At 64.2% G+C, this 22956-nt stretch carries 23 protein-coding genes and 2 pseudogenes; 12 read left to right on the top strand and 13 right to left on the bottom strand.

Features of this window, described 5'->3' with window-relative positions; translation table 11 throughout:
• Positions 1-485: 485 nt before the first annotated feature.
• The 4 genes from KKP04_RS05690 to KKP04_RS05705 form a co-directional block, all read right to left on the bottom strand.
• Complete coding sequence (locus KKP04_RS05690) at positions 486-2660, bottom strand: 3-hydroxyacyl-CoA dehydrogenase NAD-binding domain-containing protein (protein WP_215027834.1); 2175 nt, start codon at positions 2658-2660, stop codon at positions 486-488.
• A 95-nt stretch (positions 2661-2755) separates the two neighbouring features.
• Positions 2756-3967 (bottom strand): acetyl-CoA C-acetyltransferase, encoded by a 1212-nt coding sequence (locus KKP04_RS05695; protein WP_215027929.1) that lies wholly within the window; start codon positions 3965-3967, stop codon positions 2756-2758.
• 82 nt (positions 3968-4049) lie between these two features.
• Positions 4050-4541, bottom strand: a complete 492-nt coding sequence (locus KKP04_RS05700; protein WP_215027836.1) for a MerR family DNA-binding transcriptional regulator — start codon at positions 4539-4541, stop codon at positions 4050-4052.
• An 88-nt stretch (positions 4542-4629) separates the two neighbouring features.
• Complete coding sequence (locus KKP04_RS05705) at positions 4630-4929, bottom strand: SCP2 sterol-binding domain-containing protein (RefSeq protein WP_215027838.1); 300 nt, start codon at positions 4927-4929, stop codon at positions 4630-4632.
• Positions 4930-5106: 177 nt separating this feature from the next.
• Here KKP04_RS05705 and KKP04_RS05710 point away from each other — a divergent pair, with 177 nt between their 5' ends.
• The 7 genes from KKP04_RS05710 to KKP04_RS05740 all read left to right on the top strand — a co-directional run bounded on the left by KKP04_RS05710 (position 5107) and on the right by KKP04_RS05740 (position 11767).
• Entirely contained in the window at positions 5107-5994 is an 888-nt protein-coding gene (locus KKP04_RS05710) for an SDR family oxidoreductase (RefSeq protein ID WP_215027840.1), read from the top strand.
• Positions 5994-7601, top strand: coding sequence for an acyl-CoA carboxylase subunit beta (locus KKP04_RS05715; RefSeq protein ID WP_215027842.1), 1608 nt, complete (start codon positions 5994-5996; stop codon positions 7599-7601). Before KKP04_RS05710 ends, KKP04_RS05715 begins: the two co-directional genes overlap by 1 nt.
• A 126-nt stretch (positions 7602-7727) precedes the next feature.
• Positions 7728-7886: a hypothetical protein gene (locus tag KKP04_RS05720; protein ID WP_215027844.1), complete on the top strand. Its 159-nt coding sequence runs from the start codon at positions 7728-7730 to the stop codon at positions 7884-7886.
• A 101-nt stretch (positions 7887-7987) separates the two neighbouring features.
• Positions 7988-9277 carry a UDP-N-acetylglucosamine 1-carboxyvinyltransferase gene (murA, locus tag KKP04_RS05725; RefSeq protein WP_215027846.1) on the top strand — a complete coding sequence of 430 codons (1290 nt, stop codon included), beginning with the start codon at positions 7988-7990 and terminating at the stop codon, positions 9275-9277.
• Between the two features lie 30 nt (positions 9278-9307).
• The gene (locus KKP04_RS05730; protein WP_215027848.1) at positions 9308-9811 is read left to right on the top strand and encodes a DUF2948 family protein; all 504 of its coding nucleotides are present in this window, start codon (positions 9308-9310) and stop codon (positions 9809-9811) included.
• A gap of 149 nt (positions 9812-9960) precedes the next feature.
• Positions 9961-11262, top strand: a complete 1302-nt coding sequence (hisD, locus tag KKP04_RS05735; protein ID WP_215027850.1) for a histidinol dehydrogenase — start codon at positions 9961-9963, stop codon at positions 11260-11262.
• A gap of 10 nt (positions 11263-11272) precedes the next feature.
• Positions 11273-11767: a UPF0262 family protein gene (locus tag KKP04_RS05740; protein ID WP_215027852.1), complete on the top strand. Its 495-nt coding sequence runs from the start codon at positions 11273-11275 to the stop codon at positions 11765-11767.
• Positions 11768-11908: 141 nt separating this feature from the next.
• Here the strand turns inward: KKP04_RS05740 and glnA are convergent, their stop codons facing one another.
• Both glnA and KKP04_RS05750 read right to left on the bottom strand, forming a co-directional pair.
• The gene (gene glnA / locus KKP04_RS05745; protein ID WP_215027854.1) at positions 11909-13318 is read right to left on the bottom strand and encodes a type I glutamate--ammonia ligase; all 1410 of its coding nucleotides are present in this window, start codon (positions 13316-13318) and stop codon (positions 11909-11911) included.
• A 104-nt stretch (positions 13319-13422) separates the two neighbouring features.
• Positions 13423-13761 carry a P-II family nitrogen regulator gene (locus KKP04_RS05750; RefSeq protein WP_013418230.1) on the bottom strand — a complete coding sequence of 113 codons (339 nt, stop codon included), beginning with the start codon at positions 13759-13761 and terminating at the stop codon, positions 13423-13425.
• Between KKP04_RS05750 and KKP04_RS05755 the strand changes: the two genes are divergently transcribed.
• From KKP04_RS05755 to KKP04_RS15490, 4 genes and pseudogenes are all read left to right on the top strand, one after another.
• The gene (locus tag KKP04_RS05755) at positions 13739-14092 is read left to right on the top strand and encodes a hypothetical protein (RefSeq protein ID WP_215027856.1); all 354 of its coding nucleotides are present in this window, start codon (positions 13739-13741) and stop codon (positions 14090-14092) included. The two genes, KKP04_RS05750 and KKP04_RS05755, sit on opposite strands and share 23 nt — an antisense overlap.
• 34 nt (positions 14093-14126) lie before the next feature.
• Positions 14127-15620 (top strand): NAD(P)H-hydrate dehydratase, encoded by a 1494-nt coding sequence (locus KKP04_RS05760; RefSeq protein WP_215027858.1) that lies wholly within the window; start codon positions 14127-14129, stop codon positions 15618-15620.
• A gap of 262 nt (positions 15621-15882) precedes the next feature.
• A pseudogene (locus KKP04_RS15895) lies at positions 15883-15981 on the top strand (IS5/IS1182 family transposase); the annotation flags it as partial.
• A gap of 62 nt (positions 15982-16043) precedes the next feature.
• Positions 16044-16201: pseudogene (locus KKP04_RS15490) on the top strand (IS5/IS1182 family transposase); the annotation flags it as partial.
• Here the strand turns inward: KKP04_RS15490 and KKP04_RS05775 are convergent.
• The 7 genes from KKP04_RS05775 to KKP04_RS05805 form a co-directional block, all read right to left on the bottom strand.
• Positions 16198-16785: a hypothetical protein gene (locus KKP04_RS05775; protein WP_215027860.1), complete on the bottom strand. Its 588-nt coding sequence runs from the start codon at positions 16783-16785 to the stop codon at positions 16198-16200. The pseudogene KKP04_RS15490 and the gene KKP04_RS05775 overlap by 4 nt on opposite strands.
• A gap of 5 nt (positions 16786-16790) precedes the next feature.
• Positions 16791-17048, bottom strand: coding sequence for a hypothetical protein (locus KKP04_RS05780; RefSeq protein ID WP_215027862.1), 258 nt, complete (start codon positions 17046-17048; stop codon positions 16791-16793).
• A gap of 105 nt (positions 17049-17153) precedes the next feature.
• Positions 17154-18197 carry a Holliday junction branch migration DNA helicase RuvB gene (gene ruvB, locus KKP04_RS05785; protein ID WP_215027864.1) on the bottom strand — a complete coding sequence of 348 codons (1044 nt, stop codon included), beginning with the start codon at positions 18195-18197 and terminating at the stop codon, positions 17154-17156.
• Between the two features lie 52 nt (positions 18198-18249).
• Positions 18250-19260: a ligase-associated DNA damage response exonuclease gene (locus tag KKP04_RS05790; RefSeq protein ID WP_215027866.1), complete on the bottom strand. Its 1011-nt coding sequence runs from the start codon at positions 19258-19260 to the stop codon at positions 18250-18252.
• Entirely contained in the window at positions 19257-19592 is a 336-nt protein-coding gene (locus tag KKP04_RS05795; protein WP_215027868.1) for a DUF5615 family PIN-like protein, read from the bottom strand. Before KKP04_RS05795 ends, KKP04_RS05790 begins: the two co-directional genes overlap by 4 nt.
• Positions 19592-19987: a DUF433 domain-containing protein gene (locus KKP04_RS05800; RefSeq protein WP_251133930.1), complete on the bottom strand. Its 396-nt coding sequence runs from the start codon at positions 19985-19987 to the stop codon at positions 19592-19594. Before KKP04_RS05800 ends, KKP04_RS05795 begins: the two co-directional genes overlap by 1 nt.
• A 31-nt stretch (positions 19988-20018) precedes the next feature.
• Positions 20019-20315: a hypothetical protein gene (locus tag KKP04_RS05805; RefSeq protein ID WP_215027871.1), complete on the bottom strand. Its 297-nt coding sequence runs from the start codon at positions 20313-20315 to the stop codon at positions 20019-20021.
• 129 nt (positions 20316-20444) lie between these two features.
• On the opposite strand from KKP04_RS05805, the gene KKP04_RS05810 reads away from it, so the two are divergent.
• Positions 20445-22952, top strand: a complete 2508-nt coding sequence (locus KKP04_RS05810; RefSeq protein WP_215027873.1) for a ligase-associated DNA damage response DEXH box helicase — start codon at positions 20445-20447, stop codon at positions 22950-22952.
• The last annotated feature ends 4 nt before the right edge of the window (positions 22953-22956 follow it).

The raw sequence follows: 22956 nt of genomic DNA on the forward strand, positions 1-22956 counted from the left end.
TCGTTCGCCGCGCGAATGCCTGCGAAGCAAGCATCGCGGCTGCCAGCACAACGGACGCGATTTTGAGAATCGGCAACGTCATTGTGTTGATCCTTATTCAAAAGATTAACGTCTGGCATGTAGCCGCGAGCAGCTGCCAGCCTTCTGGGGCTCGAAAAGGATCAGGAGTGAGGGGCGGCGCTGGAGGCTGGTGCGCGGATTGCGCACGAGCGCCCGCATTCGGGCGTAAGGCGCGCGTCCGAGGCCCACGAACTCGAGCATGCGAATGCCTGCGAGAGGCGCTTCGTCTCGTCGGGTGTGGGGGCCGACATGGCGGCGTCCTCCATCATGTGCGGCGGCGGGCGCATGACGCGCCCGCCATTCTGATACGTCGCCGCGCGGTGCGGCAAGATCGTTGGAGCGCGCCAGCACGGGAAGCGCGCTCAAGTGTTTTGTCTCAGCGTGATCTTATCGCAAAACCGGCAACCACTTTTGCGGATCATGCTCTAGGCAGCAGCCTTCGGGGCCGGGTAGAACGTCCGGCCTTCCGCCGCCATGTCGCGCAGAAGCTGCGGCGGCGAGAACCGCTCGCCATAGGTCGCGGCGAGGCGCTCGCATTCCGCGACAACGTTCGCGATGCCGATAGTGTCGAGCATCGAAAGCGGGCCGCCGGTGTAAGGCGCGAAGCCGAGGCCGAAAATGCCGCCCACGTCGCCGTCTTCCGCGTCGGTCAGCACGCCCTCTTCCATGGTCCGCACGGCATCGAGCGCCTGCGCGAAGAGGAGGCGCTTCTTGAGGTCGTCGAAGCGCGGCCACTCGCTCTCGGGCTTCACCGGGAACAGGTCCGCGAGGCCCGCCCACAGGGTCTTCTGCGCACCCTCGGGATAATCGTAGAAGCCCTTGCCGTTCTTGCGGCCCGCGCGGCCATTCTTGACATACATGGCCTCCATCACGCCGATGGCCGCGCTCGGCTTGTACGCATCGCCGAGGTCGGCCTCGGTCGCCTGGTGGATCTTCCAGCCGAGGTCGATGGCGGTTTCGTCCGCGAGCGCAAGCGGCCCGACCGGCATGCCCGCGAGCTTGCCCGCGTTCTCGATCAGCGCCGCCGGAATGCCTTCCGTCAGCATGATCTCGCCCTCGCCGATGTAGTTCATGCAGAAGCGCGAGGTGAAGAAGCCGCGCCCGTCATTGACGACGATGGGCGTTTTCCTGATCGCCTGCACGAAGTCGAGCGTGACGGCCAGCGCCTCGTCGCTCGTCTTCTTGCCGCGAATGATTTCCACGAGCGGCATCTTCTCGGCGGGGGAAAAGAAGTGAATGCCGATGAAATGCTCGGGCCGTTCGCTCGCTTCCGCGAGGCTCGTGATCGGGATGGTCGAGGTGTTCGAGCCGAAGATCACGCCGGGCCGGATCACGGCTTCGACCTTCTTCGTCACGTCGGCCTTGATAGCGCGATCCTCGAACACCGCTTCGATGATGTAATCGACATCCGCGAGGTCGGCGTAATCGGCGGTGGCGTGGATGCGCGCAAGCAGCGCCTCGCCGTCGGCGGCGGTCATCTTGCGGCGCGAGGTCGCCTTCTCGACCAGCTTCCGCGCATAGCCCTTGCCGCGCTCGGCCGCTTCCACGTCGCGGTCGAGCAACACCACTTCGATGCCGTGCGACGCCGCGACATAGGCGATGGCCGCGCCCATCATCCCCGCGCCAAGCATGCCGATCTTGTTGAACTTCGCCTTCGGCACGCCTTGCGGACGGCGCACGAGCTTGTCCGCCCTGCCCTTGTTGACGAAGAGCGTGCGGATCATCGCGGGCGCGACAGGGCCGCGCAGCAGCGAGAGGAAATACTTCGCCTCGATCTTGAGCCCGAGGTCGATCGGAGCCTGCGTGCCCTCATACACTGCCGAGAGGATAGCTTGCGCGGCCGGATAATTGCCGAGCGTCTTGTCGCGGGTCATGGCGTTGGCGGCCATGAAGAGCTGCGCCGCAGCCGGATGCATGCCGCCCGCGCCGCCCGGCACCTTGAAACCCTTCTCGTCCCACGGCTGCACGGATTCCGCCTGCGGAGACAGAAGCCACGCCTTCGCCTTCGCAAGCAGCTCGCCGGCGGGCACGACATCGTGGATGAGGCCGGACGACTTCGCCTGTTGCGGCGAAAGAGGCTTGCCTTCGAGCAGCAGCGGCGCGGACGCCATGATGCCGATGAGGCGCGGAATGCGCTGCGTGCCGCCAGCGCCCGGCAACAGGCCGACCTGCACTTCCGGCTGACCGATCTTGATGGCCTCGTCGTCCGCCGCGACGCGGTAATGCGTGGCGAGCGCGATCTCGAAGCCGCCGCCAAGCGCCGTGCCGTTGATCGCAGTGGCGACCGGCTTGCCGATGGTTTCGAGGCGGCGCAGCACCTCTGTGAGACGCGACGAGACCTTCAGCGCCTCGGCCGCCGGAGCGTTGCGCGCGTGCTCGATCATGCCCGACATGCCGATGAGGTCCGCGCCCGCAACGAAGCTCGATTTGCCCGACGTGACGACGATACCCTTGACGCTCGCATCGGCGGCGGCCCGCTCGATGGCCTCGCTCAGTTCCTCGGTGAAGTCCGGGCTGATGACGTTCATCGACTTGCCCGGCTGGTCGATGGTGAGCGTGGCGATACCGTCCGCGTCGACTTGATAGGAGATGCTGCTCATGGTCGTTTCCTCTTTGCCTCCCGAGGCTGCCGTTTAACGGCGCCAGCGGGGCGATTGGTGAACACCGGCCGGAGCGCGCCCGGCCATGCGATGGCTCAGACGAGTTCGAGGATGGTGGCCGTGCCCATGCCAGCGCCGATGCACAGCGTGACAAGGCCAGTGGCCGCGCCGCGCCGTTCCATCTCGTCGAGGAGCGTGCCGAACACCATGGCGCCGGTGGCGCCCAGCGGATGGCCCATCGCGATGGCGCCGCCATTCACGTTGAGCTTGTCGGGCGCGATGTCGAGCAGATCGCGGAAGCGCAGCACCACAGACGCGAACGCCTCGTTCAACTCCCACAGGTCGATATCGGCCTTTGTCATGCCAGCCTTGGCCAGCGCGCGCTCCGCGGCGAAGCTCGGGCCCGTAAGCATGATGGTCGGTTCGGAGCCGATGGAGGCGAAGCTGCGGATGCGCGCGCGGGGCTTCATGCCCGCCTTTTCGCCCGCGTCTTTCGAGCCGATGAGCGCCACGGCCGCGCCGTCCACGATGCCCGACGAATTGCCGGGCGTGTGCACGTGATCGATGCGCTCGATTTCCGGGTATTTCTGAAGCGCCACGCCGTCGAAGCCGTAATTCTTGCCCATGTCGGCGAAGGACGGCTTGAGGCTACCGAGCGACTCCATGGACGCGTCCGGGCGGATCATCTCGTCCTTGTCGAGAAGCGTGATGCCGAGGATGTCCTTCACCGGAACGATGGACTTCGCGAACCGGCCTTCCGCCCAGGACTGCGCGGCGCGCTTGTGGCTTTCGACCGAATAGGCGTCGACGTCGTCGCGGCTGTAACCCCACTTGGTCGCGATGAGGTCGGCGCTGATACCCTGCGGCACGAAATAGGTGCTGTAGGCCACCGCCGGATCGATGGGCCATGCGCCGCCGTCGGAGGCCATGGGCACGCGGCTCATGCTTTCCACGCCGCCGCCGACGATGAAAGGCGACTGGCCGGACATGACCTTTGCCGCCGCCATGTTGATTGCTTCGAGGCCGGATGCGCAGAAGCGGTTCACCTGCACGCCCGGCACGCTCTCATCGTAGCCCGAGATCATCACTGCCGTCCGCGCGATATCCGCGCCCTGCTCGCCGACCGGCGAGACGCAGCCAAGGATCACGTCTTCGACATCTCTCGTGTCGAGGCCGGGATTGCGCTCCCGCACGGCGTCGAGCATCTGCGCGGCAAGCTTGACGGGCGTCACCTCATGCAGTGCGCCGTCTTTCTTGCCCTTGCCGCGCGGGGTGCGCACGGCGTCGAAAACATAGGCATCCACCATGGTTCGTCCTCCCTGAATTATGCGCGCGCGGGCGCATTCGCGCAGCCTCGCGTCGTCCGTCATGATTTCATTGTTGCCTCCGTCACCCGGCGGTGCGGCGGCTCTTTTTATGCGAAGCGCCAGCCCCGCCATCGCCCGCGGTTCTGCAAGGCGTGCCATCTTCGGCGAGATAGCGCAGACACTGCGCGTGGATATCGCGCAGCTCTTCGAGCGTCTTGACGATATCCGACTGCTTCTGCTCAAGTTCCGCGATCATCGCGGCCGAGCGCTCGGCGAGAAACGACACCTGTTGCGGACGCCCCTCGCCCCGGCTTCCGTAGAGTTCCAGAAACTGCTGCACCTCCGCCAGCGAGAAGCCGATGGACTTCGCGCGCAAGATGAGCTTCAGCCGGGCGCGATCGCGTCGCGTGTAGATGCGGCCGCCATTCGCACGCACGGGCGCGAGCAGCTCCTTCGCCTCGTAGAAGCGAATGGCGCGCGCCGTGATCCCGAGTTCCGCGGCAAGCTCGGCAATGCCGTAGAGCTTCTCGGACTCGGATGTCTCGGCCTTGGCTCGCTGGCGAATGGCGGTCAATGCGGTGCCGGCTTTCTCGTCGCCCGGTTCAATCCGCGTTCGGCCGGTTTCGCCGGAACGCGGATTGGCTCGGTCGAGCTTATCTGCCTCAGACGAGTTGTCCGAGCTTCATCGCAAGACCCATGTCGCCGTCGACGCGCATCTTGCCCTGCATGAAGGCGGATGTCGGCTGAAGGCGGCCGTGGATGAGGTCGGAGAAGTCGGCCGCGCTCATGCTGATGGTGCATTTCGCCGGGTCGGCCTTGTTGACCGCGACCGTGTTGGCCGCGCCCGTGCCGTCGATGTAGAGACAACCCGCGTCGCCGAGGTCGAACTTGACGCTGCCGCCCAGCGGAGACTTTTCGCTGACACGTTTGGTCAGGGCTTCGGCTACTTCGTTGAGGTCCATGGATGCGCTCCCTGTTTGTTCGGTACGGAAGGTAGCCGATCCGCTTGCCATTAACAAGAGGGGGTTGACGTATACGTCAGGCTAATGCCGTGGCTTCGGGTTTGCACGCGGAACGCGTTGACGCATGCGTCACCCCTGCGTTAGCTTCTCTGACAAAAATATCAGAGGACGGAGCGCATGAGCGAGGCAGGCAGCTACCGCAGCATCTTCCGGCCGCGTCTGTTCGCCGGACAGGTGCATGTCGTCACCGGTGGCGGCACCGGGATAGGTCGCTGCACCGCGCATGAACTGGCGAGCCTCGGCGCAACGGTGGTGCTCGTCGGCCGCAAGGATGATCGCCTCGCCGCGACCGCCGCCGAGATCGCCGAAGACGGCGGCACCGCCTCGCATGCCGTCTGCGACATCCGCGACGAAGACGCTGTGCGGGCGCTCGTCGCGGGCATCGTCGCGCGGCACGGACGCATCCACGGCCTCGTCAACAACGCGGGCGGGCAATTCCCCGCGCCGCTGATGGCGATCCCAAAAAAGGGCTTCGACGCCGTCGTCGCGACGAACCTCACCGGCGGCTTTCTCATGATGCGCGAGGTGTTCACGCAGTCGATGCGCGAGCATGGCGGCGCGATCGTGAACATGGCCGCAGACATGTGGAACGGCATGCCCGGCATGGGGCATTCGGGCGCGGCGCGGGCGGGCATGGTGAACCTCACCAAGACGGCGGCGTTCGAATGGGGCTTCGCGGGCGTGCGCGTGAACGCCGTCGCGCCGGGCTGGATCGCGTCGTCGGGCATGGACCGCTACGAAGGCCCCGTGAAGGAGATCATCCCGAAGCTCAAGGATCACGTGCCGCTGCGCCGCCTCGGCACCGAGGCCGAAGTTTCCGCCGCGATCTGCTTCCTCTTGTCGGAGGGCGCGGCCTTCATCAACGGCACCACGCTCCAGATCGACGGCGGCGCGCCGCTCGGCAACCCGCTGTTCGACATGGGAACAAGTCCGCCCTCCCCCGAATTCAACGGGTTCCACCGCGCCGCGAAGCCCAAGGTGCTCAACTCCGGAGACGAAAGCTGATGCCGCCCTTTGCCTCGAAGATCGCGCCCGGCTCCGATGCCTTCAAGGTGAACGCGGCGGCGATGCTGGCGAAAGTGGAGGCGTTTCGCGCCGCTGAACGCGCGGTCATCGCGCATTCCGCCAAGGCCGCTGAGAAATTCGCCGCGCGCGGTCAGCTTCTGCCCCGCGAGCGCGTCGCGCGGCTTCTCGATCCGGGCACGCCGTTCCTCGAATTGTCGACGCTCGCGGGCCTCGGCATGCATGACGACGACGGCGAGCGGCGCGCCATGGGCGGCGGCAGCGTCATCGGCGTCGGCGTCGTGTCAGGCAAACGCGTGCTCGTATCGGCGAACGATTCCGCGATCAAGGGCGGTACGATTTCGCCCATGGGCTTGCGCAAGGCGTTACGCGCGCAGGAGATCGCGCTCGAAAACAAGTTGCCGCTGATCTATCTCGTCGAGTCGGGCGGCGCGAACCTCCTTTATCAGGCCGAGATGTTCGTCGAAGGCGGACGCAGCTTCGCCAATCAGGCGCGACTTTCGGCGGCGGGCATTCCGCAAATCGCGGTGGTGCACGGATCGTCCACGGCGGGCGGCGCCTATCTCCCCGGCCTCTCCGATTACGTCATCCTTGTGAGGGATCGCAGCAAGATCTTCCTCGCGGGGCCGCCGCTCGTGAAGGCCGCCATCGGCGAAGACACCACCGACGAAGCGCTTGGCGGCACCGAGTTGCATGCGAGCGTGACGGGGCTTGGCGAATTCGTGGCGCGCGACGACGCACACGCCATCCAGCTTGCGCGCGATCTGCTGGCGAAGCTGAAATGGGACCGCGCGCCCGCCCGCGCGAAGGCCGCCCCGCCGAAATACGACGCCGAAGAAATCCTTGGGGTTGTGCCCGCCTCCGAGCGCGAGCCTTACGATGTGCGCGAGATCATCGCCCGCGTGGTGGACGGCTCCGACTTCCTCGACTTCAAGCCCGACTACGGCGCGGAAATCGTCTGCGGCTTTGCGGCAATCAACGGTTTCGAAATCGGCATCCTCGGCAACAACGGCGCGATCCAGCCGGACGGCTCGACCAAGGCCGCGCAGTTCATGCAGGCGTGCGACCAGACCGGCACGCCGCTCGTCTTCCTTCAGAACACCACGGGTTATATGGTCGGCAGCGCGGCCGAGCGCGGCGGCGCCATCAAGCACGGCTCGAAGATGATCCAGGCGGTGGCGAACGCGCGCGTGCCGAAATTCACGATCCTCGTCGGCGGTTCGTACGGCGCGGGCAATTACGGCATGTGCGGGCGCGGCTTCGATCCGCGCTTCATCTTTTCGTGGCCGAACGCGCGCGTCGCCGTGATGGGCGGAGCGCAGGCGGCGAAGGTGATGGAAATCATCACGCGCGCGAAGTTCGAGAAGGCGGGCGGCGTCAACGAGCCGGTGCTCAAGCAGATGTCGCAGGCGATCGAAGCCCAGCTCGACCGCGAATCGACCGCGCTTTATGCGACCGCGCGGCTGTGGGACGACGGGATTATCGATCCCCGCGACACACGCGCCGTGCTTTCGCAATGCCTGTCGCTCGCCGCCGAAGCCGACGCGCGCACGCTTCATCCGAACGCTTTCGGCGTCGCGCGGCTTTAAGGCCGATTGGTTTCGAAAAAAACCGTATATGTTATCGGTGTGTTAACACTGCGCCGCCGTTGATCTATTGCCCTAGGACTTTGTTAGAGCCACGCGCCTACCATCACAGCTGGGTTGCAAGAGGACATGTCGAAGGTGAAAAGCCCGCAGGACGCGCAAATAGTCGCGAAGATTTCGCGTGACGAGGAGAAAAAGAAGCGTCTCGCCGCTGCGCTGCGTCGCAACATCGCCCGGCGAAAAGACGCGAAACAGACCGCTTCCGGGGGCAGCCCCGACATGGATTAAGGGCTCTGCCGCCTTGCTAGGCGCGCGGCGCTCGTCTAGCCTGCCGCGCTTACGCCGCTTTCTCCGGGCAATCGGCACCATCAACTCAACCGGCGAGCATCATGGATAGAATTCGCATAGTCGGCGGACGTCACCTGAACGGCACCATCCCGATCAGCGGCGCGAAGAACGCGGCGTTGCCGCTGATGATCGCAAGCCTGCTCACGCCCGAGACCGTCACCCTGAAGAACGTGCCGAACCTCGCCGATGTCAGCCTTCTCATCCGCATCCTGCGCAATCACGGCACCGACGCCGCGTTCGATGGCAAGCGCGCGAACGGCCACGTCCATCAGGGCGACACGATCCATTTCACCGCGCGCGACATCGTCGACACCACCGCGCCCTACGACCTCGTGCGCCGCATGCGGGCGAGCTTCTGGGTGCTGGGGCCGCTGCTGGCTCGCGAAGGCAAGGCGCGCGTCTCGCTTCCGGGCGGCTGCGCCATCGGCACGCGCCCCGTCGACCTGCATCTGACGGGCCTTCAGGCCCTTGGCGCGGACATCAAGCTCGACGGCGGCTATGTGGTGGCGAGCGCGCCAGGCGGCCTCAAGGGCGGCGTCGTTCGCTTCGCAAAGGTGTCGGTCGGCGCGACGCATAATGTGCTGATGGCGGCGACGCTCGCGAAGGGCGAAGTCGTGATCGAAAACGCGGCCTGCGAGCCGGAGGTGGTCGACGTCGCGGCCTGCCTTTCCAAGATGGGCGCGAAGATCGAGGGCGCGGGCACGCCGACCATTCACATTCAGGGCGTCGACGAACTCGAAGGCGCCACGCACACCGTGTTGCCCGACCGGATCGAGACCGGCACCTACGCGATGGCGGTGGCGGCGGCCGGCGGCGAGGTGACGCTCGAAGGCGCGCGCGGCGATCTTCTGCCGGGCGTGCTCGACCTGCTTCGCAACGCGGGCGTCGAGATCGCGGAAACGAATCGCGGCATCCGCGTTTCCCGCAACGGCGCCGGGCTTTCCCCGGTGAGCGTCGAGACCGAGCCCTTCCCCGGCTTCCCGACCGACCTTCAGGCGCAGCTCATGGCGCTGATGTGCCGCGCCGACGGCATTTCCGAAATCCGCGAGACGATTTTCGAAAACCGCTTCATGCACGTATCCGAATTGACGCGCCTCGGCGCCGACATCGAGGTGAAGGGCGACATGGCGCGCGTGAAGGGCGTGCCGAGGCTGCACGGCGCGGAAGTGATGGCGACGGATCTTCGCGCGTCGGTTTCGCTCGTGATTGCGGGTCTGATGGCCGAAGGCGAGACGATGGTGAACCGCGTCTATCACCTCGATCGCGGCTTCGAACGCCTCGAAGAGAAACTTGGGTCTTGCGGAGCGGAGATCGAACGCCTTCATTCATGAGTGAAATTTCACTCAACGAGGCTTCGTGTCATGGGCTCTTTCCCCAAAGCTCCACTCAAGCTCATCGCCCTCGACGAAGACGACCTGAAAATCATCTCCGCCCATCTTCAGGACGCCGTGATCCGCATGGCCGACATGGCGTATCTGCCATCGGAACATCGGTTCGCGGCGATCCTGAACCGCTTCGACTGGTTGTCCGCCGTGGAGGGGGAAGGCGATCCCGCCGCGCTCCATCGCTGCCGGTGCGCGCTCCGCTTCGAACGCGTCAAACGCGCGCAGGTGCTGAACATACGGCCCGGCGCGGCGAGCGAATTCGCCGAGCTTCTCGCCGTCACTTACGAAGAATCCGAGCCGCCGGGCGGATTTATCACACTCTACTTCGCGGGCGGCGGCGCGCTCCGCTTGCATGTCGAGTGCATCGAGGCGGAAATGCGCGACCTTGGCGCGGCGTGGAAAACCGCTATAAAGCCTGAGCATGCCTTGGGCGAGGCCGAGCCGGGGTTGCCCGCGGAGCTGGTGCGGGATTCAAGCTAGGCGGGACGCGTCAGGTTTTGCCGGGGGGCTTTCGGGTCGGTTAGCCTTCCGCCATGCAGCCGCGCCTCACGGCGAACAAACGGCATCGATAACAACATCGTGAGCGTCGGCACTGGCGGACGGCGCTCGAAAAAGACGGGACGACTTTCTTGACACTCTTCTTGCGTTCGACGGAGCCCGATTTTCAGCAGCGGTTCGATGCCCTGGTGCAGGGACGGCGCGACCAGCCGCATGACGTACAGGATGCGGTTCGCTCCATGATTGCCGCCGTGCGCGAACGTGGCGATGCGGCTGTCTTCGAATTCACCGAGCGCTTCGACCGCGTGAACCTCGCCGAAACCGGTCTTGCCATTGCGCCGGAAGAGCTTGAGGCGGCGTGGCACGGCCTTGCGCCCGATCTCAAGGCGGCGCTTCAGATCGCGCACGAGCGCATCGAGAAACATCACCGCCGCCAGCTTCCCGCCGACGACCGCTACACCGACGACATCGGCGCGGAACTCGGCCATCGCTGGACACCGCTCGACTCCGTGGGCCTCTACGTTCCGGGCGGCAAGGCGAGCTATCCGAGTTCGGTCCTGATGAATGCCGTTCCCGCGAAGGTGGCGGGCGTGCCGCGCCTCGTCATGGTGGTGCCGACGCCGAAGGGCGAGGTGAACCCCGCCGTGCTCGCCGCAGCCCATCTCGCGGGCATTCGCGAGGTGTATCGCATCGGCGGTGCGCAGGCCGTGGCGGCGCTCGCCTACGGCACGGAGACCATCAAGCCGGTCGTCAAGATCGTCGGCCCCGGCAACGCCTGGGTGGCGGAAGCCAAACGGCAGGTGTTCGGCGTCGTCGGCATCGACATGATCGCCGGACCGTCCGAAGTGGTGGCAGTCGCCGACGACACAGCCGATCCCGTCTGGCTCGCGGCCGATCTGCTCGCGCAGGCGGAACATGACGAAGCCGCGCAATCGATCCTCATCACGGATTCCCCCGCGGTCGCCGACGCGACCGCGAAGGCCGTGGACGCACAGCTCGGCATCATGCCGCGCGGCGCCATCGCGGCGAAGAGCTGGGCAGACCACGGCGCTGTGCTGATCGTGCGCGACCTTGCGAAGGAAGCGCCGCCGCTCGTCAACGCGCTCGCGCCGGAGCATCTGGAACTTGCCTGCGACGACGCGGAAGGCATGCTGCCCGCGATCCGCAACGCTGGCGCGATCTTCATCGGCCATTTCACGCCGGAAGCGGTCGGCGACTATGTCGGCGGATCGAACCATGTGCTGCCGACGTCGCGCGCGGCGCGGTTCTCCTCCGGGCTTGGCGTGCTCGACTACATGAAGCGCACGTCGCTCCTGAAGCTGAACCGGGACAGCCTTGGCGTGCTGGCGGCTCCCACCATGACACTCGCCGAGGCGGAGGGCCTGTTCGGCCATCGCCGATCGGTCGCCGTCAGAACGAACGGATCGGATTGAGGCGGAGGCCATGCCGGAGCGTACCCAAGCAGAGCCTTCGGCGCGGTTGATCGAAGTCAATATCGACGAGGCTTCGATGGGCGCGAACGCGCTCGAAATCGAGCATGAGCGCCGCGTCGCGATCTTCGACCTGCTGGAAGAGAACAGCTTCGAGCTGATCGCCGGACCGGCGGGGCCATACAAGCTCGACATCGCGATGATCGAGCAGAAACTCGTCCTCGCGGTGCGGGCGAACGGAGCCGCTGAAGCCGACGCGACCTTCATCTTGTCGCTGAGTCCGTTTCGCCGAGTGGTCAAGGACTACTTTCTGATTTGCGAGAGCTATTTCGAGGCGATCAAGACCGCGCCGCCGAGTCGCATCGAGGCGCTCGACATGGCGCGCCGCGCCCTTCACGACGAGGGCAGCCAGATCCTTCAGGAGCGGCTTGAAGGCAAGGTCCGGATGGACACGCCGACATCGCGGCGGCTGTTCACGCTGCTCTGTGCGCTCCACTGGCGCGGCTGACGCACCGCCAACGGAACCCCTGCCGCTCGCGCCCCGCGACCCGCGAGATCGCCCCTCGGCCGCAAATAAAAAGGCCGGGATCGCTCCCGGCCTTCGCATTGCGTGCATGGGATGCGCGGCATGCCACCGCGCAAACTTGGCTTAAACCGAATAGTACATGTCGAACTCGACCGGGTGCGGAGTCAGGCGAAGGCGGTCGTTTTCCTCTTCCTTCAGCGCAATGTACGAGTCGATCTGGTCGTCTGTGAAGACGCCGCCCTGCTTGAGGAACGCGCGGTCTTCATTGAGCGAGTCGAGGGCTTCACGCAGCGAGCCCGAGACGGTCGGGATTTCGCGCAGTTCGGCTTCCGGCAGGTCGTACAGGTTCTTGTCGATGGCCGAACCGGGATGGATGCGGTTGATGACGCCGTCGAGACCGGCGAGCAGCAGCGAAGCGAACGCGAGATACGGGTTCGCCGACGGATCGGGGAAGCGGATCTCGACGCGCTTGCCCTTCGGGCTCGACACGATCGGGATACGGGCCGAAGCCGAACGGTTGCGCGAGGAGTAGGCGCGAAGCACCGGAGCCTCATAGCCCGGAACCAGACGCTTGTAGGAGTTCGTCGTCGGGTTGGTGAAGGCGTTCAGCGCCTTGGCGTGCTTCAGAACGCCGCCGATGTAGAACAGCGCGGTCTCGGAGAGGTCGGCATATTCATTGCCGGCGAAGACCGGCTCGCCGTTCTTCCAGATCGACTGGTGAACGTGCATGCCCGAACCGTTGTCGCCGAACACCGGCTTCGGCATGAAGGTCGCCGTCTTGCCGTAGGAATGCGCAACGTTGTGGATCGCGTACTTGTAGATCTGCATCGCGTCGGCGGTGCGCGTCAGCGTGCCGAACTTGATGCCGAGTTCGTGCTGGGCGGCCGCCACTTCGTGGTGGTGCTTCTCGGTCGGCACGCCCATCGCGGCGATGGTCGAAAGCATCTCGGAGCGGATGTCCTGGGCGCTGTCGATCGGCGGAACCGGGAAGTAACCGCCCTTGGTGCGCGGACGGTGGCCGAGGTTGCCCAGCTCGTATTCGGTGGACATGTTCGACGGGAGTTCGCTCGAGTCGATGCGGAAGCCCGTGTTGTAGGGATCCGACGAGAAACGGACGTCGTCGAAGATGAAGAACTCCGCTTCCGGGCCGAAATAGGCGGTGTCGCCGATGCCGGTCTGCTTCAGATAGGCTTCGGCCTTGCGGGCGATGCCGCGCGGATCGCGCTCGTAGCGCTCGCCCGTGGACGGCTCAAGCACGTCGCAGAAGATCGCCAGCGTCGACTGGGCGAAGAAGGGATCGAGGTGAGCCGTCTCGGGGTCGAGAGCGAGCGTCATGTCGCTTTCGTTGATGGCCTTCCAGCCCGCGATGGACGACCCGTCGAACATGATGCCGTCGGCGAAGGCGTCGTCGTTGATCTCGCTCGCTTCCATCGTGACGTGCTGAAGCTTGCCGCGCGGGTCCGTGAAGCGCAGATCGACGAAGCGGATGTCTTCGTCCTTGAGTTTCTTGATGATTTCGTTGGCGTTAGACATGTAACTCCCTCGTCCTGTTAGCCGTAGGTGGGTATCGGCGCGTGAGCGCCGGATGGAAGGGTGCGGTTTCGGATATTATTTGACTGGTGATACCGGTCAGCAGGCTAAATCGCCTCAGTACCTGTTTCACCTGTGCGGATGCGGATCGCGTCTTCAACATTGAGAATAAAGATTTTCCCGTCGCCGATCCGCCCGGTTCTCGCGCTGTTCTTGATCGCTTCGCAGGCTTTTTCCACCATGTCTTCGGGAAGCACAATCTCAATTTTCACTTTGGGCAGGAAATCGACAACATATTCAGCGCCGCGATAAAGTTCCGTATGACCCTTCTGACGCCCAAAGCCTTTGGCTTCCGTCACGGTAATACCCTGCAGGCCGATTTCCTGAAGCGCTTCTTTCACTTCATCGAGTTTGAAAGGCTTTATGACCGCCTCAATTTTTTTCATGACGGATCGATTCCTCCGAACGGGGCGAAAATCACTGTCTGGCGTCGCAAGCATAGCCCGTGCCAAACACCTTCACTCTTTGACAACAAAGGTTAAGGCCTGCGAAACAATGCCATTCTGCCAAAAAAGCAGGCGCATTGCTCGAAAATTACGCAATGAGCCTGAAAGTATCGCGCGGGCGGCTGGCGCCGCGCGCACCGCACGCCTGAAAGAGGCGGCGATCCTGCCGCCGAAGTGGATGCAGGCGTTTACCAGCCGGTTTCGAAAAGATCGCTTTTCTTTCACGTTGCGCAAATTTTCGCTACATTCACCTCACAAGTCCCTCTATTGATAACGTGCAAAACCCCGCAATATGCAGGCTCGCCTTGCTTGAACTTCTGACCTCCGAAGAAATGGCCCGCGCCGAGCAACTTGCCGCCGAGGCTGGAACGTCCACGCTCACCATGATGGAGAACGCGGGCCGCGCCGTCGCGGAGGAGGTGGTGCGCCGCTATCCGCGTGGCAGCCGCGTCACCGTGCTTTGCGGACCGGGCAACAATGGCGGCGACGGCTTCGTCTGCGCGCGCTACCTGCGCGAGCGCGGCTATCAGGTGCGCCTCGCCCTCCTCGGCAAGCAGGAGGAGTTGCAACGCGATCCCAAGGAAATGGCGCGGCGCTGGGACGAGGCCATCGAACCCTTGTCGCTCAAGTCGCTCGAAGGCGCGCAGATCATCGTCGATGCGCTGTTCGGCACGGGCTTGCGGGACGATATCGGCGGCGTCGTGGCGCAGATCATCGAGGAAGTAACCGCGCGCAAGCTGCCGGTCGTCTCCGTCGATGTGCCGACCGGGATCGACGCGACGCGCGGCAACGTGCGGGGCATCGCTTTCAAGGCAGCGGCGACGATCACCTTCTTCCGCCGCAAGACCGGGCATGTGCTGCTTCCCGGACGCCTCTATTGCGGCGACGTGCGCGCCGTCGACATCGGCATCCCCGCTTCAGTGCTGGCCGACATCGCGCCGCGAACCTTCGGGAACGATCCCGATTTCTGGCTGCGCTTTTATCCGAAGCTTCGCCTCGACGGACACAAGTACGATCGCGGCCATGCCGTCGTCGTCTCCGGCCCCATGGAAAGCACGGGCGCGGCGCGGCTTGCGGCGCGCGCTGCACTGCGCTGCGGCGCGGGCGTCGTTACCGTCGCCACATCGAAAGCGGCATTCTACATCAATGCCGCCCAACTCACCGCTATCATGGTCGCGCCATTCGACGGGGCGGCGGGGCTCCAGGACTATCTATCCGATCCGCGCATCCGCGCGACGCTGATCGGTCCCGGCGCGGGACGCGATCAGGAGGTGAAGGATCTCGTGCTCGGCGTACTGGCGAACGAGGCCGTCGCGGTCCTCGACGCCGAGGGCATCACCGCGTTCGAAGACTCGCCCGCCGATCTCTTCGACCAGATCAAGGCGCGTCCGGTACCAACCATCCTCACGCCGCACGACGGCGAATTCCACAAGGTCTTCCCGGAATTGGAAGACGAGGTGTCGAAGCTGGAGCGGGCGCGTCGTGCCGCCGAGTTGTCCGGAGCAGTGGTTATTCTGAAGGGCGCGGATACCGTTGTGGCCGCGCCGGACGGGCTGGCCGCGATCAGCGAAAACGCGCCCCCGTGGCTGGCGACCGCAGGCTCTGGCGACGTGCTCGCGGGCCTTGTCACGGGCCTTCTCGCGCAAGGGATGGCTGCTTTCGACGCGGCTTCGGCGGCCGTCTGGATGCATGGCGAGCTTGCGACGACCTATGGCCCCGGCCTCATCGCGGAGGATTTGACGGAGGTCGTTCCGGCCGTGCTGCAACGGCTCGACAAGCGCGGGAAGATTTTTTCCTGAACGCTTGTGATTCCAACTCCCAAACAGGGGAGTTTCTCATGGCGCGCTTCGATCTGACGGATTTCGAGTACTGTGATCCAGCCTTTGCGTCGGAACAAGCCGCGCAGCGCTCCCCGCGTGGACGACCGGCGGGTTCTGAACGGCAATCTTCCGGCGGCTGCGGACCGGTGCGCAGCAAACCGTTCCGGCCGGAACGGTTTGATTTGACGGATGGAGCCGGATTCACCGATCGACTCGATCGGTTCCGGCTCCGGGCCGACATCCCAGCCCGTACGGCCCGCATACGACCTGCGTGAACCGCTTCAACCGCTGGCGCAAGGCGGGCGTGTGGGACCGGCTTCTCGATGCGATTTCAAAGGCTTGACGACGGCCAACATCAAGCTCATGCCGAACCGCAAGAAGCGCCCGGCCTTCTCGGCCTGGCTGTACCGGCAGCGCAACGCCGTCGAGCGCTTCTTCAACAAATCAAACATTTCCGCGCCGTCGCAACCCGATACGACAAGCGCGACGACAATTTCCTCGCATCCGTCAAGCTTGCATCAGTCCGCATCTGGTTGCGGGCTTACGAGTCGGTGACCTAGATCCGCTTCTGCACGACAGGAGCCGCAGGCTCAATGCCCTTGTCCTCGATTGCGACGCGGTAGATCCAGCGTCCCCAGGCGAAGCTCACCACGTTGCCCGTTCCGGCCTGCGTGATCGCCATGAGCTTGGCGTTATCCGGGATGACCTGATCCGTCATCGGCTCTCGGCTGACAATAAGGAGTGCCAGACGACGATGATCGTGCGTCACGAATTCCGTGTAAAGACCGGGGCGCAGATGCGCGGACGGAGCGTCCGCGAACGCCTTGAGCGCGTCGTTCGAAGACAGCACCGGCGTCAGCGAGGTTTCGTCCGACTTGCTTTCGGCGCTCACTTCCCTGAAGCGGGTCACCGCCGGACGCGAACGCCACGACCGCGCGCCGACCTGTGCGGGCGCCGACGACTGGCCTTCGGCCATCTGCATCGCGTAAAAACCGCCGCCTGAGATCTGAGCCGGACGCGTCATCTCGAAAAACGACACAAGGCCGCATAAAGGGAGCGCCATCAGCGTTCCGTACACGGAAACGCGTCCCGCGGTCTTGAGGGCCGAGAAGCTCGTTTTGGTGATGCTCTGCGCTTTGCTCATGGCGTTCACAATAATAGAGAGCGCTTGTCCCGTCTACGACCATGAAGGTCGTTTCCGATCAAGGCAAATTGATGATAGCGTTCGCTGCAAGAGCGGCCGGACCAACAAAATCTTGTGACAGGGAGCTTAATAAAGTAAACAGAAGCGCCTGACGTACGCTGAACTTTAATCGTCAGGCGTTCTGTTCCATCCAGCGTGGCATTTGAAACCACGTGGTGGAACCCGTGCAGCATACTCGCTGCTTGTTTTTTATAAAATGCCATTCCCGCCGCCTTGTCATTATAAAACCGGCGAGGTTACGAAATCCTCTGTGTGAAACCTGTGGGAGAAATTTGACAAGCGGAGAATTCGCGATTCGAAGAGGCGACTCAGCCTTCGCGCGAACCCTCGAACAGGGGCAATTGCTGGTCGCGAATGGCCTGCGGGACGGCGAGGCCGAGATGGCGGAACGCCTTCAAGGTCAGCACTCGCCCGCGCGGCGTTCGCCCGATGAACCCCTGTTGCAAAAGATAAGGCTCGATCACCTCCTCGATGGCGTCCTTACCCTCGGAAAGCGCCGCCGCGATCGTCTCGATGCCGACCGGACCGCCGCCGTAATTGACGCCGATGCATGTGAGATAGCGATGATCCATCGCGTCGAGGCCCAGGCTGTCCACTTCGAGCTTGCCGAGGGCGGCATCCGCCACCGCGCGGTCCACCTCCGTCACGCCGCCGACCGCAGCGAAATCCCGCACGCGGCGCAACAGGCGGCCCGCGACGCGCGGCGTCCCACGGCTGCGGCGAGCCACCTCCCGCGCTCCATCGGCTGTCACAATCATGTGAAGCACTCGCGCGCCGCGCCGCACGATCTCTTCAAGTTCGTCGTCGGTGTAGAAGTTGAGGCGGATCGGGATGCCGAAACGATCGCGCAGCGGTGTGGTGAGCAGGCCCGTGCGCGTCGTTGCGCCGACGAGCGTGAACTTCGCGAGGTCGATGCGCACGGAGCGCGCCGCCGGTCCCTCGCCGATGATGAGGTCGAGCTGGAAATCCTCCATCGCCGGATAAAGAATTTCCTCCACCGCGGGATTGAGCCGGTGGATTTCGTCGATGAACAACACGTCGCGCTCTTCGAGGTTCGTGAGCAGCGCCGCGAGGTCGCCCGCTTTCGCGATCACCGGACCCGACGTCATCTTGAAATTCACGCCGAGTTCGCGAGCCACGATCTGCGCGAGCGTCGTCTTGCCGAGGCCGGGCGGCCCCGCGAACAGCACATGGTCGAGCGCCTCGCCTCGCGCGCGGGCCGCGTCGATGAACACCTTCATGTTTGCGCGGGCCTGCGCTTGCCCGATGAACTCGGCCAGCCGCTGCGGGCGCAGCGAAGGCTCGCCCGCGTCTTCGTCCTGTTTTTCGCGGTCGAGGAGCCGTGCGGTCATGGTTCGACGCTAGCGGATTCTGCCGCCCTCGCGCAAAACAAAACCGTGGCTCTCATTCCGCCTCCTCGTCTTCGTAGCCGATCAGCGACAGCGCGCGCGCCCGAAGCCCGAGCTTCTTGCAGTAATGGACGAGCGCTTCTTCGCGGCCATGCGTGACCCAGATTTCCTCCGCGCCCGTTTCGTGAATGGTGTCGATCAGTTCGGGCCAGTCGCAATGATCGGAGATGATGAGCGGCAGTTCGACGCGCTGCTGCTTTGCGCGGGCGCGGATTTGCATCCAGCCCGACGCGGCGGCGGGAATGACCTCGGGGAGTGAGCGCGACCAGCGGTCGGCGAGCGCGGACGGCGGGCAGAGCACGATCTCGCCCGCGAGAGCCTTGCGGTTGGCGGGCGTCACCGGCTCATAAGGGCCGAGCGCCACGCCGCGCGCCTCGTAAAGCTCCGTCAGCTTCATCAGCGCGCCGTGAAGATAAATCGTGCGGTCGTAGCCCGCGATGCGCAGTTCCGCGATGAGCCGCTGCGTCTTGCCGAGCGCGTAACAGCCGACGGCGTGGCAACTTTGCGGGAAGATGGCGAGCGAGTTCAGCAGCTTTTCGACCTCGTGCCGCGGGTCGGGATGGCAGAAGACGGGCAGGCCGAAAGTGGCTTCGGTCACGAACACATCGCACGGCACCGGCTCGAACGGCCGCGCGGTCGGATCGGCGGTGCGTTTGTAATCGCCGGAGACGACGAGCCGCGCGCCGCCATGTTCGATGAGTACCTGTGCCGCGCCGAGGATATGCCCCGCCGGATAGAGTGTCACGCGCGCCTCGCCCCAGTGCATGGGCTGGCGATAAGGGAGATCGACGCGCTGGCAGGCGAAGCCCTCGCCGTAACGGCAGGCCATGATGGCAAGCGTGTCGAGCGTGGCGGCAACCTTCGCGTGGCCGCTGCGCGCGTGATCCGAATGCCCATGCGTGACGATGGCGGCAGCGACCGGCCGGACGGGATCGATGAAGAAGCCGCCGGGCTTGCAATAAAGTCCCTCGGAGCGCACCTCCATCCACTCGCGCGGGTGGATCATCGCGAAGGCAAAGCGAGGCGAGCCAAATTCTGACCACGCAGTTCTTTGATCTTGTACTCGTTGTTTATCAGCAACGTCGAAATATCGTCTGTACGGCAATTCGGAAGCTTCACGTACACGACATTGCACTCCAATGAGTGATTACCCGGTACGTTCTCCAGCCAATCCTTATCCTTGGTAACGACTATCAAGCCATGTTTTCGAGCATAGGCGGCCACCGTTCGGTCCGGAGCTCCAGCGCCCACCACATTTTTGACATGAACGGTGCCGGGGAAAATTTCAGCTATGATGTCGACAATTCTAAACGAGATATTCTCATCTATAAGTAACATTATAGCTTGGCTATAAGCTTGGATAGTTCATCAAGCCGCTTTGTGCGAACAAGAGCCTTTCCAGGCTCTTCTAAAAGTGGATCATCCTCACGGAAATCGGATATTTTTCTTAAGCTGTTCAACATCTGTTTTAAATAGGCTTCAGTGGAACTGTTATCAGGTGCGTATTGAAACCCGAACAATCTTGCAGATTGAATGACCAAATCGGCACCAAAAAGCTGCGCAGCTCGAATATCTTCCTCAGTGAGGTCCGAGAAGTCAGCGAGAATTTCGGCTTCCGACATTCCCGATCCCAAATACTCCAAAATGTCGGACACGGCGATGCGCGTGCCTTTTATGCACGGCTGACCATTCCTTATATCTTTGTCAAACTGAATTCTGTCCATGAAACCCATGGGAGTAATGTCGCTCGCTCGCATGTCGCCGTCAAGCCTTACCCTGCCCGATACCGTGGTCGGCGAGGATGGACAGCGCTTCCGCCACCGACAAATCGCGCCAGTCGTGCGGAGCAGGCGCCGCCCCTCCTTCACCTCGGATCATCGACGCCGCCTGACGAAGTCCTGCGCGCATCTGATCTTCGCCGACGCCGGCCGCAGCGGCCGCGCCTTGCAGGCTCTCGGCGGCGGCGAGCTTTTCGAGGAGGTCGAGAATGCGTACCGTCCCCTCATAACTCTTGTCACTTTCGCCAAACAAATCGGGAATGGCTCGCGCAGAATTTGTCATCGCCCTCACTCACGCACTTTATTGAACGCCACTTGATCTTACTGCGGACTTCGGTACAAAACAAGAACGATATGCAACGCTGCCTCGGTGGAAACAATCAGATCGGTGAAAAGGCGAGCCGCACGGCATATGCGGGACGCTAACCCGCGAGACGGCACTTCGGGCGACGGAGGTGCGCACCCGCTGCCGCCTTATGTCGAGGCGTGGTTCGCCGCGCGGGGCTGGACGGCGCGGCCGTGGCAGCGCGCAATGGTCGAGGCTTTCCGAGCGGGCCGCTCCACGCTCCTAATCGCGCCGACCGGCGGCGGCAAGACGCTGTCCGGCTTCCTGCCGAGCCTCATCGACATTCACGAAACGCGTAGCCAGGGCATTCATACGCTCTACATCTCGCCGCTCAAGGCGCTGACGAACGACATCGAGCGCAACCTCATGCGGCCTATCGCGGAGATGGGCCTTGCCGTGAGCGTCGAAAGCCGCACCGGCGACACGCCGCAATCGAAGCGCGCCCGCCAGCGCCGCGCGCCGCCGAATCTGTTCCTCACCACGCCGGAAAGTTTGATGCTGATGCTCTCGTCGCCTGACGCATCCGCCATGTTCGCGGGGCTTCGCGCGGTGATCGTGGACGAGGTGCACAGTTTCGCGGCGACGAAGCGAGGCGATTTCACCGCGCTCGCCCTGTCGCGGCTTGCGGCGCTTGCTCCGCAGGCGGTCCGCTTCGGCCTCTCCGCGACGGTGGCCGATCCGGCCGCGCTCGCCGCATGGCTCGGCCCCGTCGGCGCGCCCGCCGCGCTCCTGCAATCCGGCCTGCCGATGGACCCGGATATCCGCATTCTGGTGCCGGAAGAAACGCGCATGCCCTATGGCGGTTTCATGGCGCGCTATGCCGTGCCCGAAATTTACGAAGCGATCCGCCGCGCTGGCACATCCATCGTATTCGTCAACACGCGCGCGCAGGCCGAACTCATGCTGCAAATGCTGTGGGGTGCGAACGAGGAAAATCTTCCCATCGCGGTCTATCACGGCTCGCTCAGTCGCGAACAACGCCGCAAGGCCGAGGCGATGATGGCGGCGGGCAAGATCCGCAGCGTCGTGGCGACGGCGGCGCTGGAGCTTGGCATAGACTGGGGCGATGTCGATCTCGTCATCCAGGTGGCCGCCCCGAAAGGCGTCAGCCGCCTGCTTCAGCGCGTCGGCCGCTCGAACCACCGGCTCGACGAGCCGAGCCGCGCGTTTCTCGTCCCCGCCAACCGCTTCGAGGCGCTGGAATGCCGCGCCGCGCTCACGGCAATCGAGCGGGGTCAACTCGACGGAGAAGCGCCCGGCCCCGGCTCGCTCGACGTGGTGGCGCAGCATATCCTCAGTTGCGCGTGCAGCGGCCCCATCGACGCGGCCGCGCTCTTCGACGAAATGCGCACCGCGCTTCCCTATGCCGATCTCCCGCGCGAGACCTTCGACCGGCTTTTCCAATTTGCCGTCGACGGCGGCTATGTGCTCCGCGCCTACGACCGCTACAAGCGCCTCACCGCTTTGCCCGACGGCCGTTTCCGCATCGCAAACCAGCATGTCGCGCGGCGGCATCGGCAGAATATCGGCGTGATCGTGGAAGCGGCGCGGCTCAAGGTGGTGCGGCTGTCCGGCAAAGGGCGCGGCGGGCGCCTGCTGGGCGAGGTGGAGGAATATTTCGCGCAAGGGCTGACGCCGGGCGACACGTTTTTCTTCGCGGGCGAACTCTTGGCCTTCGTCGGCGTGCGCGACATGACGCTCGAAGCGCGACCGGCGGCGGCGGGCGAGCCGAAGGTTCCGGCCTATTCCGGCGGGCAGATGCCGCTGTCCACCTTCCTCGCGGACGGCGTGCGCGATCTGGTGGCGGACCCGGCGCAGTGGCGCACGCTTCCGCCCGACGTGTGCGAATGGCTCGACCTTCAGGCGCGCTTTTCGGCGATCCCGCGCGCCGACCGGCTGCTGGTTGAACACTTCCTCGAAGGGCGCTTCTATCGCACGGTATTCTATACCTTCGCGGGGCGCCGTGCGAATCAGACGCTCGGCATGCTCGTGACCCGACGGATGGAGCATCTCGGGCTGAAGCCGATCAGCTTTCAGATCACCGATTACGGCCTCGTCGTCTCCCATATCAGCCCGGCGACGCGCGATCACATCGCGCAATTCCTCGCGCCGGACATTCTCGGCGACGAACTGGAGGAATGGATCCTCGAAAGCCCGATGCTGAAGCGCTCGTTCCGCCATGTCGCGACAGTGACCGGCCTCGTCGAGCAGCAGAACAACGCGGCCCGCAAGTCCATGCGGCAGATGACGATCTCGACCGATCTCATTTACGACGTGCTGCGCCGCCACGAGCCCGACCACATTCTTCTCAAGGTCGCGCGGCGCGATGCGGAGCGCGAATTGCTCGACCTGAGGCGCCTGTCGGAGCTTCTCACGCGCTACTGTGACCGTTTCCTGTTCGTGGAACTGTCGCGCGCGTCGCCGTTCTCAATCCCGGTGCTGACGGACGTGCGAACGGAACAGGTGCGCGGCTCGGGTGTGGAGCATCTGCTGGCGCAGGCGGCCATCATGCACGACGCGGAGGACATGATGGAGGAAGTCCGCGCCGCCGTCGCAGGACGCGCGCTCCACTGACGCC

This window comes from Rhodomicrobium sp. Az07 (assembly GCF_018619475.1).
In the GTDB taxonomy this organism is placed as follows: Bacteria; Pseudomonadota; Alphaproteobacteria; order Rhizobiales; family Rhodomicrobiaceae; genus Rhodomicrobium.

Bases quoted from the DNA above. Each gene is read 5' to 3' on its own strand.
- KKP04_RS05695 (WP_215027929.1), bottom strand. From the start codon at position 3,967: ATGGTGGATGCCTATGTTTTCGACGCCGTGCGCACCCCGCGCGGCAAG.
- ruvB (WP_215027864.1), bottom strand. From the start codon at position 18,197: ATGACCGCACGGCTCCTCGACCGCGAAAAACAGGACGAAGACGCGGGC.
- KKP04_RS05795 (WP_215027868.1), bottom strand. From the start codon at position 19,592: ATGTTACTTATAGATGAGAATATCTCGTTTAGAATTGTCGACATCATA.
- KKP04_RS05775 (WP_215027860.1), bottom strand. From the start codon at position 16,785: ATGAGCAAAGCGCAGAGCATCACCAAAACGAGCTTCTCGGCCCTCAAG.
- murA (WP_215027846.1), top strand. From the start codon at position 7,988: ATGGATAGAATTCGCATAGTCGGCGGACGTCACCTGAACGGCACCATC.
- KKP04_RS05800 (WP_251133930.1), bottom strand. From the start codon at position 19,987: ATGGGTTTCATGGACAGAATTCAGTTTGACAAAGATATAAGGAATGGT.
- KKP04_RS05720 (WP_215027844.1), top strand. From the start codon at position 7,728: ATGTCGAAGGTGAAAAGCCCGCAGGACGCGCAAATAGTCGCGAAGATT.
- KKP04_RS05690 (WP_215027834.1), bottom strand. From the start codon at position 2,660: ATGAGCAGCATCTCCTATCAAGTCGACGCGGACGGTATCGCCACGCTC.
- KKP04_RS05810 (WP_215027873.1), top strand. From the start codon at position 20,445: ATGCGGGACGCTAACCCGCGAGACGGCACTTCGGGCGACGGAGGTGCG.
- KKP04_RS05755 (WP_215027856.1), top strand. From the start codon at position 13,739: ATGACCGCCTCAATTTTTTTCATGACGGATCGATTCCTCCGAACGGGG.
- glnA (WP_215027854.1), bottom strand. From the start codon at position 13,318: ATGTCTAACGCCAACGAAATCATCAAGAAACTCAAGGACGAAGACATC.
- KKP04_RS05750 (WP_013418230.1), bottom strand. From the start codon at position 13,761: ATGAAAAAAATTGAGGCGGTCATAAAGCCTTTCAAACTCGATGAAGTG.
- KKP04_RS05730 (WP_215027848.1), top strand. From the start codon at position 9,308: ATGGGCTCTTTCCCCAAAGCTCCACTCAAGCTCATCGCCCTCGACGAA.
- KKP04_RS05715 (WP_215027842.1), top strand. From the start codon at position 5,994: ATGCCGCCCTTTGCCTCGAAGATCGCGCCCGGCTCCGATGCCTTCAAG.
- KKP04_RS05780 (WP_215027862.1), bottom strand. From the start codon at position 17,048: ATGGCATTTTATAAAAAACAAGCAGCGAGTATGCTGCACGGGTTCCAC.
- KKP04_RS05790 (WP_215027866.1), bottom strand. From the start codon at position 19,260: ATGATCCACCCGCGCGAGTGGATGGAGGTGCGCTCCGAGGGACTTTAT.
- KKP04_RS05740 (WP_215027852.1), top strand. From the start codon at position 11,273: ATGCCGGAGCGTACCCAAGCAGAGCCTTCGGCGCGGTTGATCGAAGTC.
- KKP04_RS05710 (WP_215027840.1), top strand. From the start codon at position 5,107: ATGAGCGAGGCAGGCAGCTACCGCAGCATCTTCCGGCCGCGTCTGTTC.
- KKP04_RS05705 (WP_215027838.1), bottom strand. From the start codon at position 4,929: ATGGACCTCAACGAAGTAGCCGAAGCCCTGACCAAACGTGTCAGCGAA.
- KKP04_RS05805 (WP_215027871.1), bottom strand. From the start codon at position 20,315: ATGACAAATTCTGCGCGAGCCATTCCCGATTTGTTTGGCGAAAGTGAC.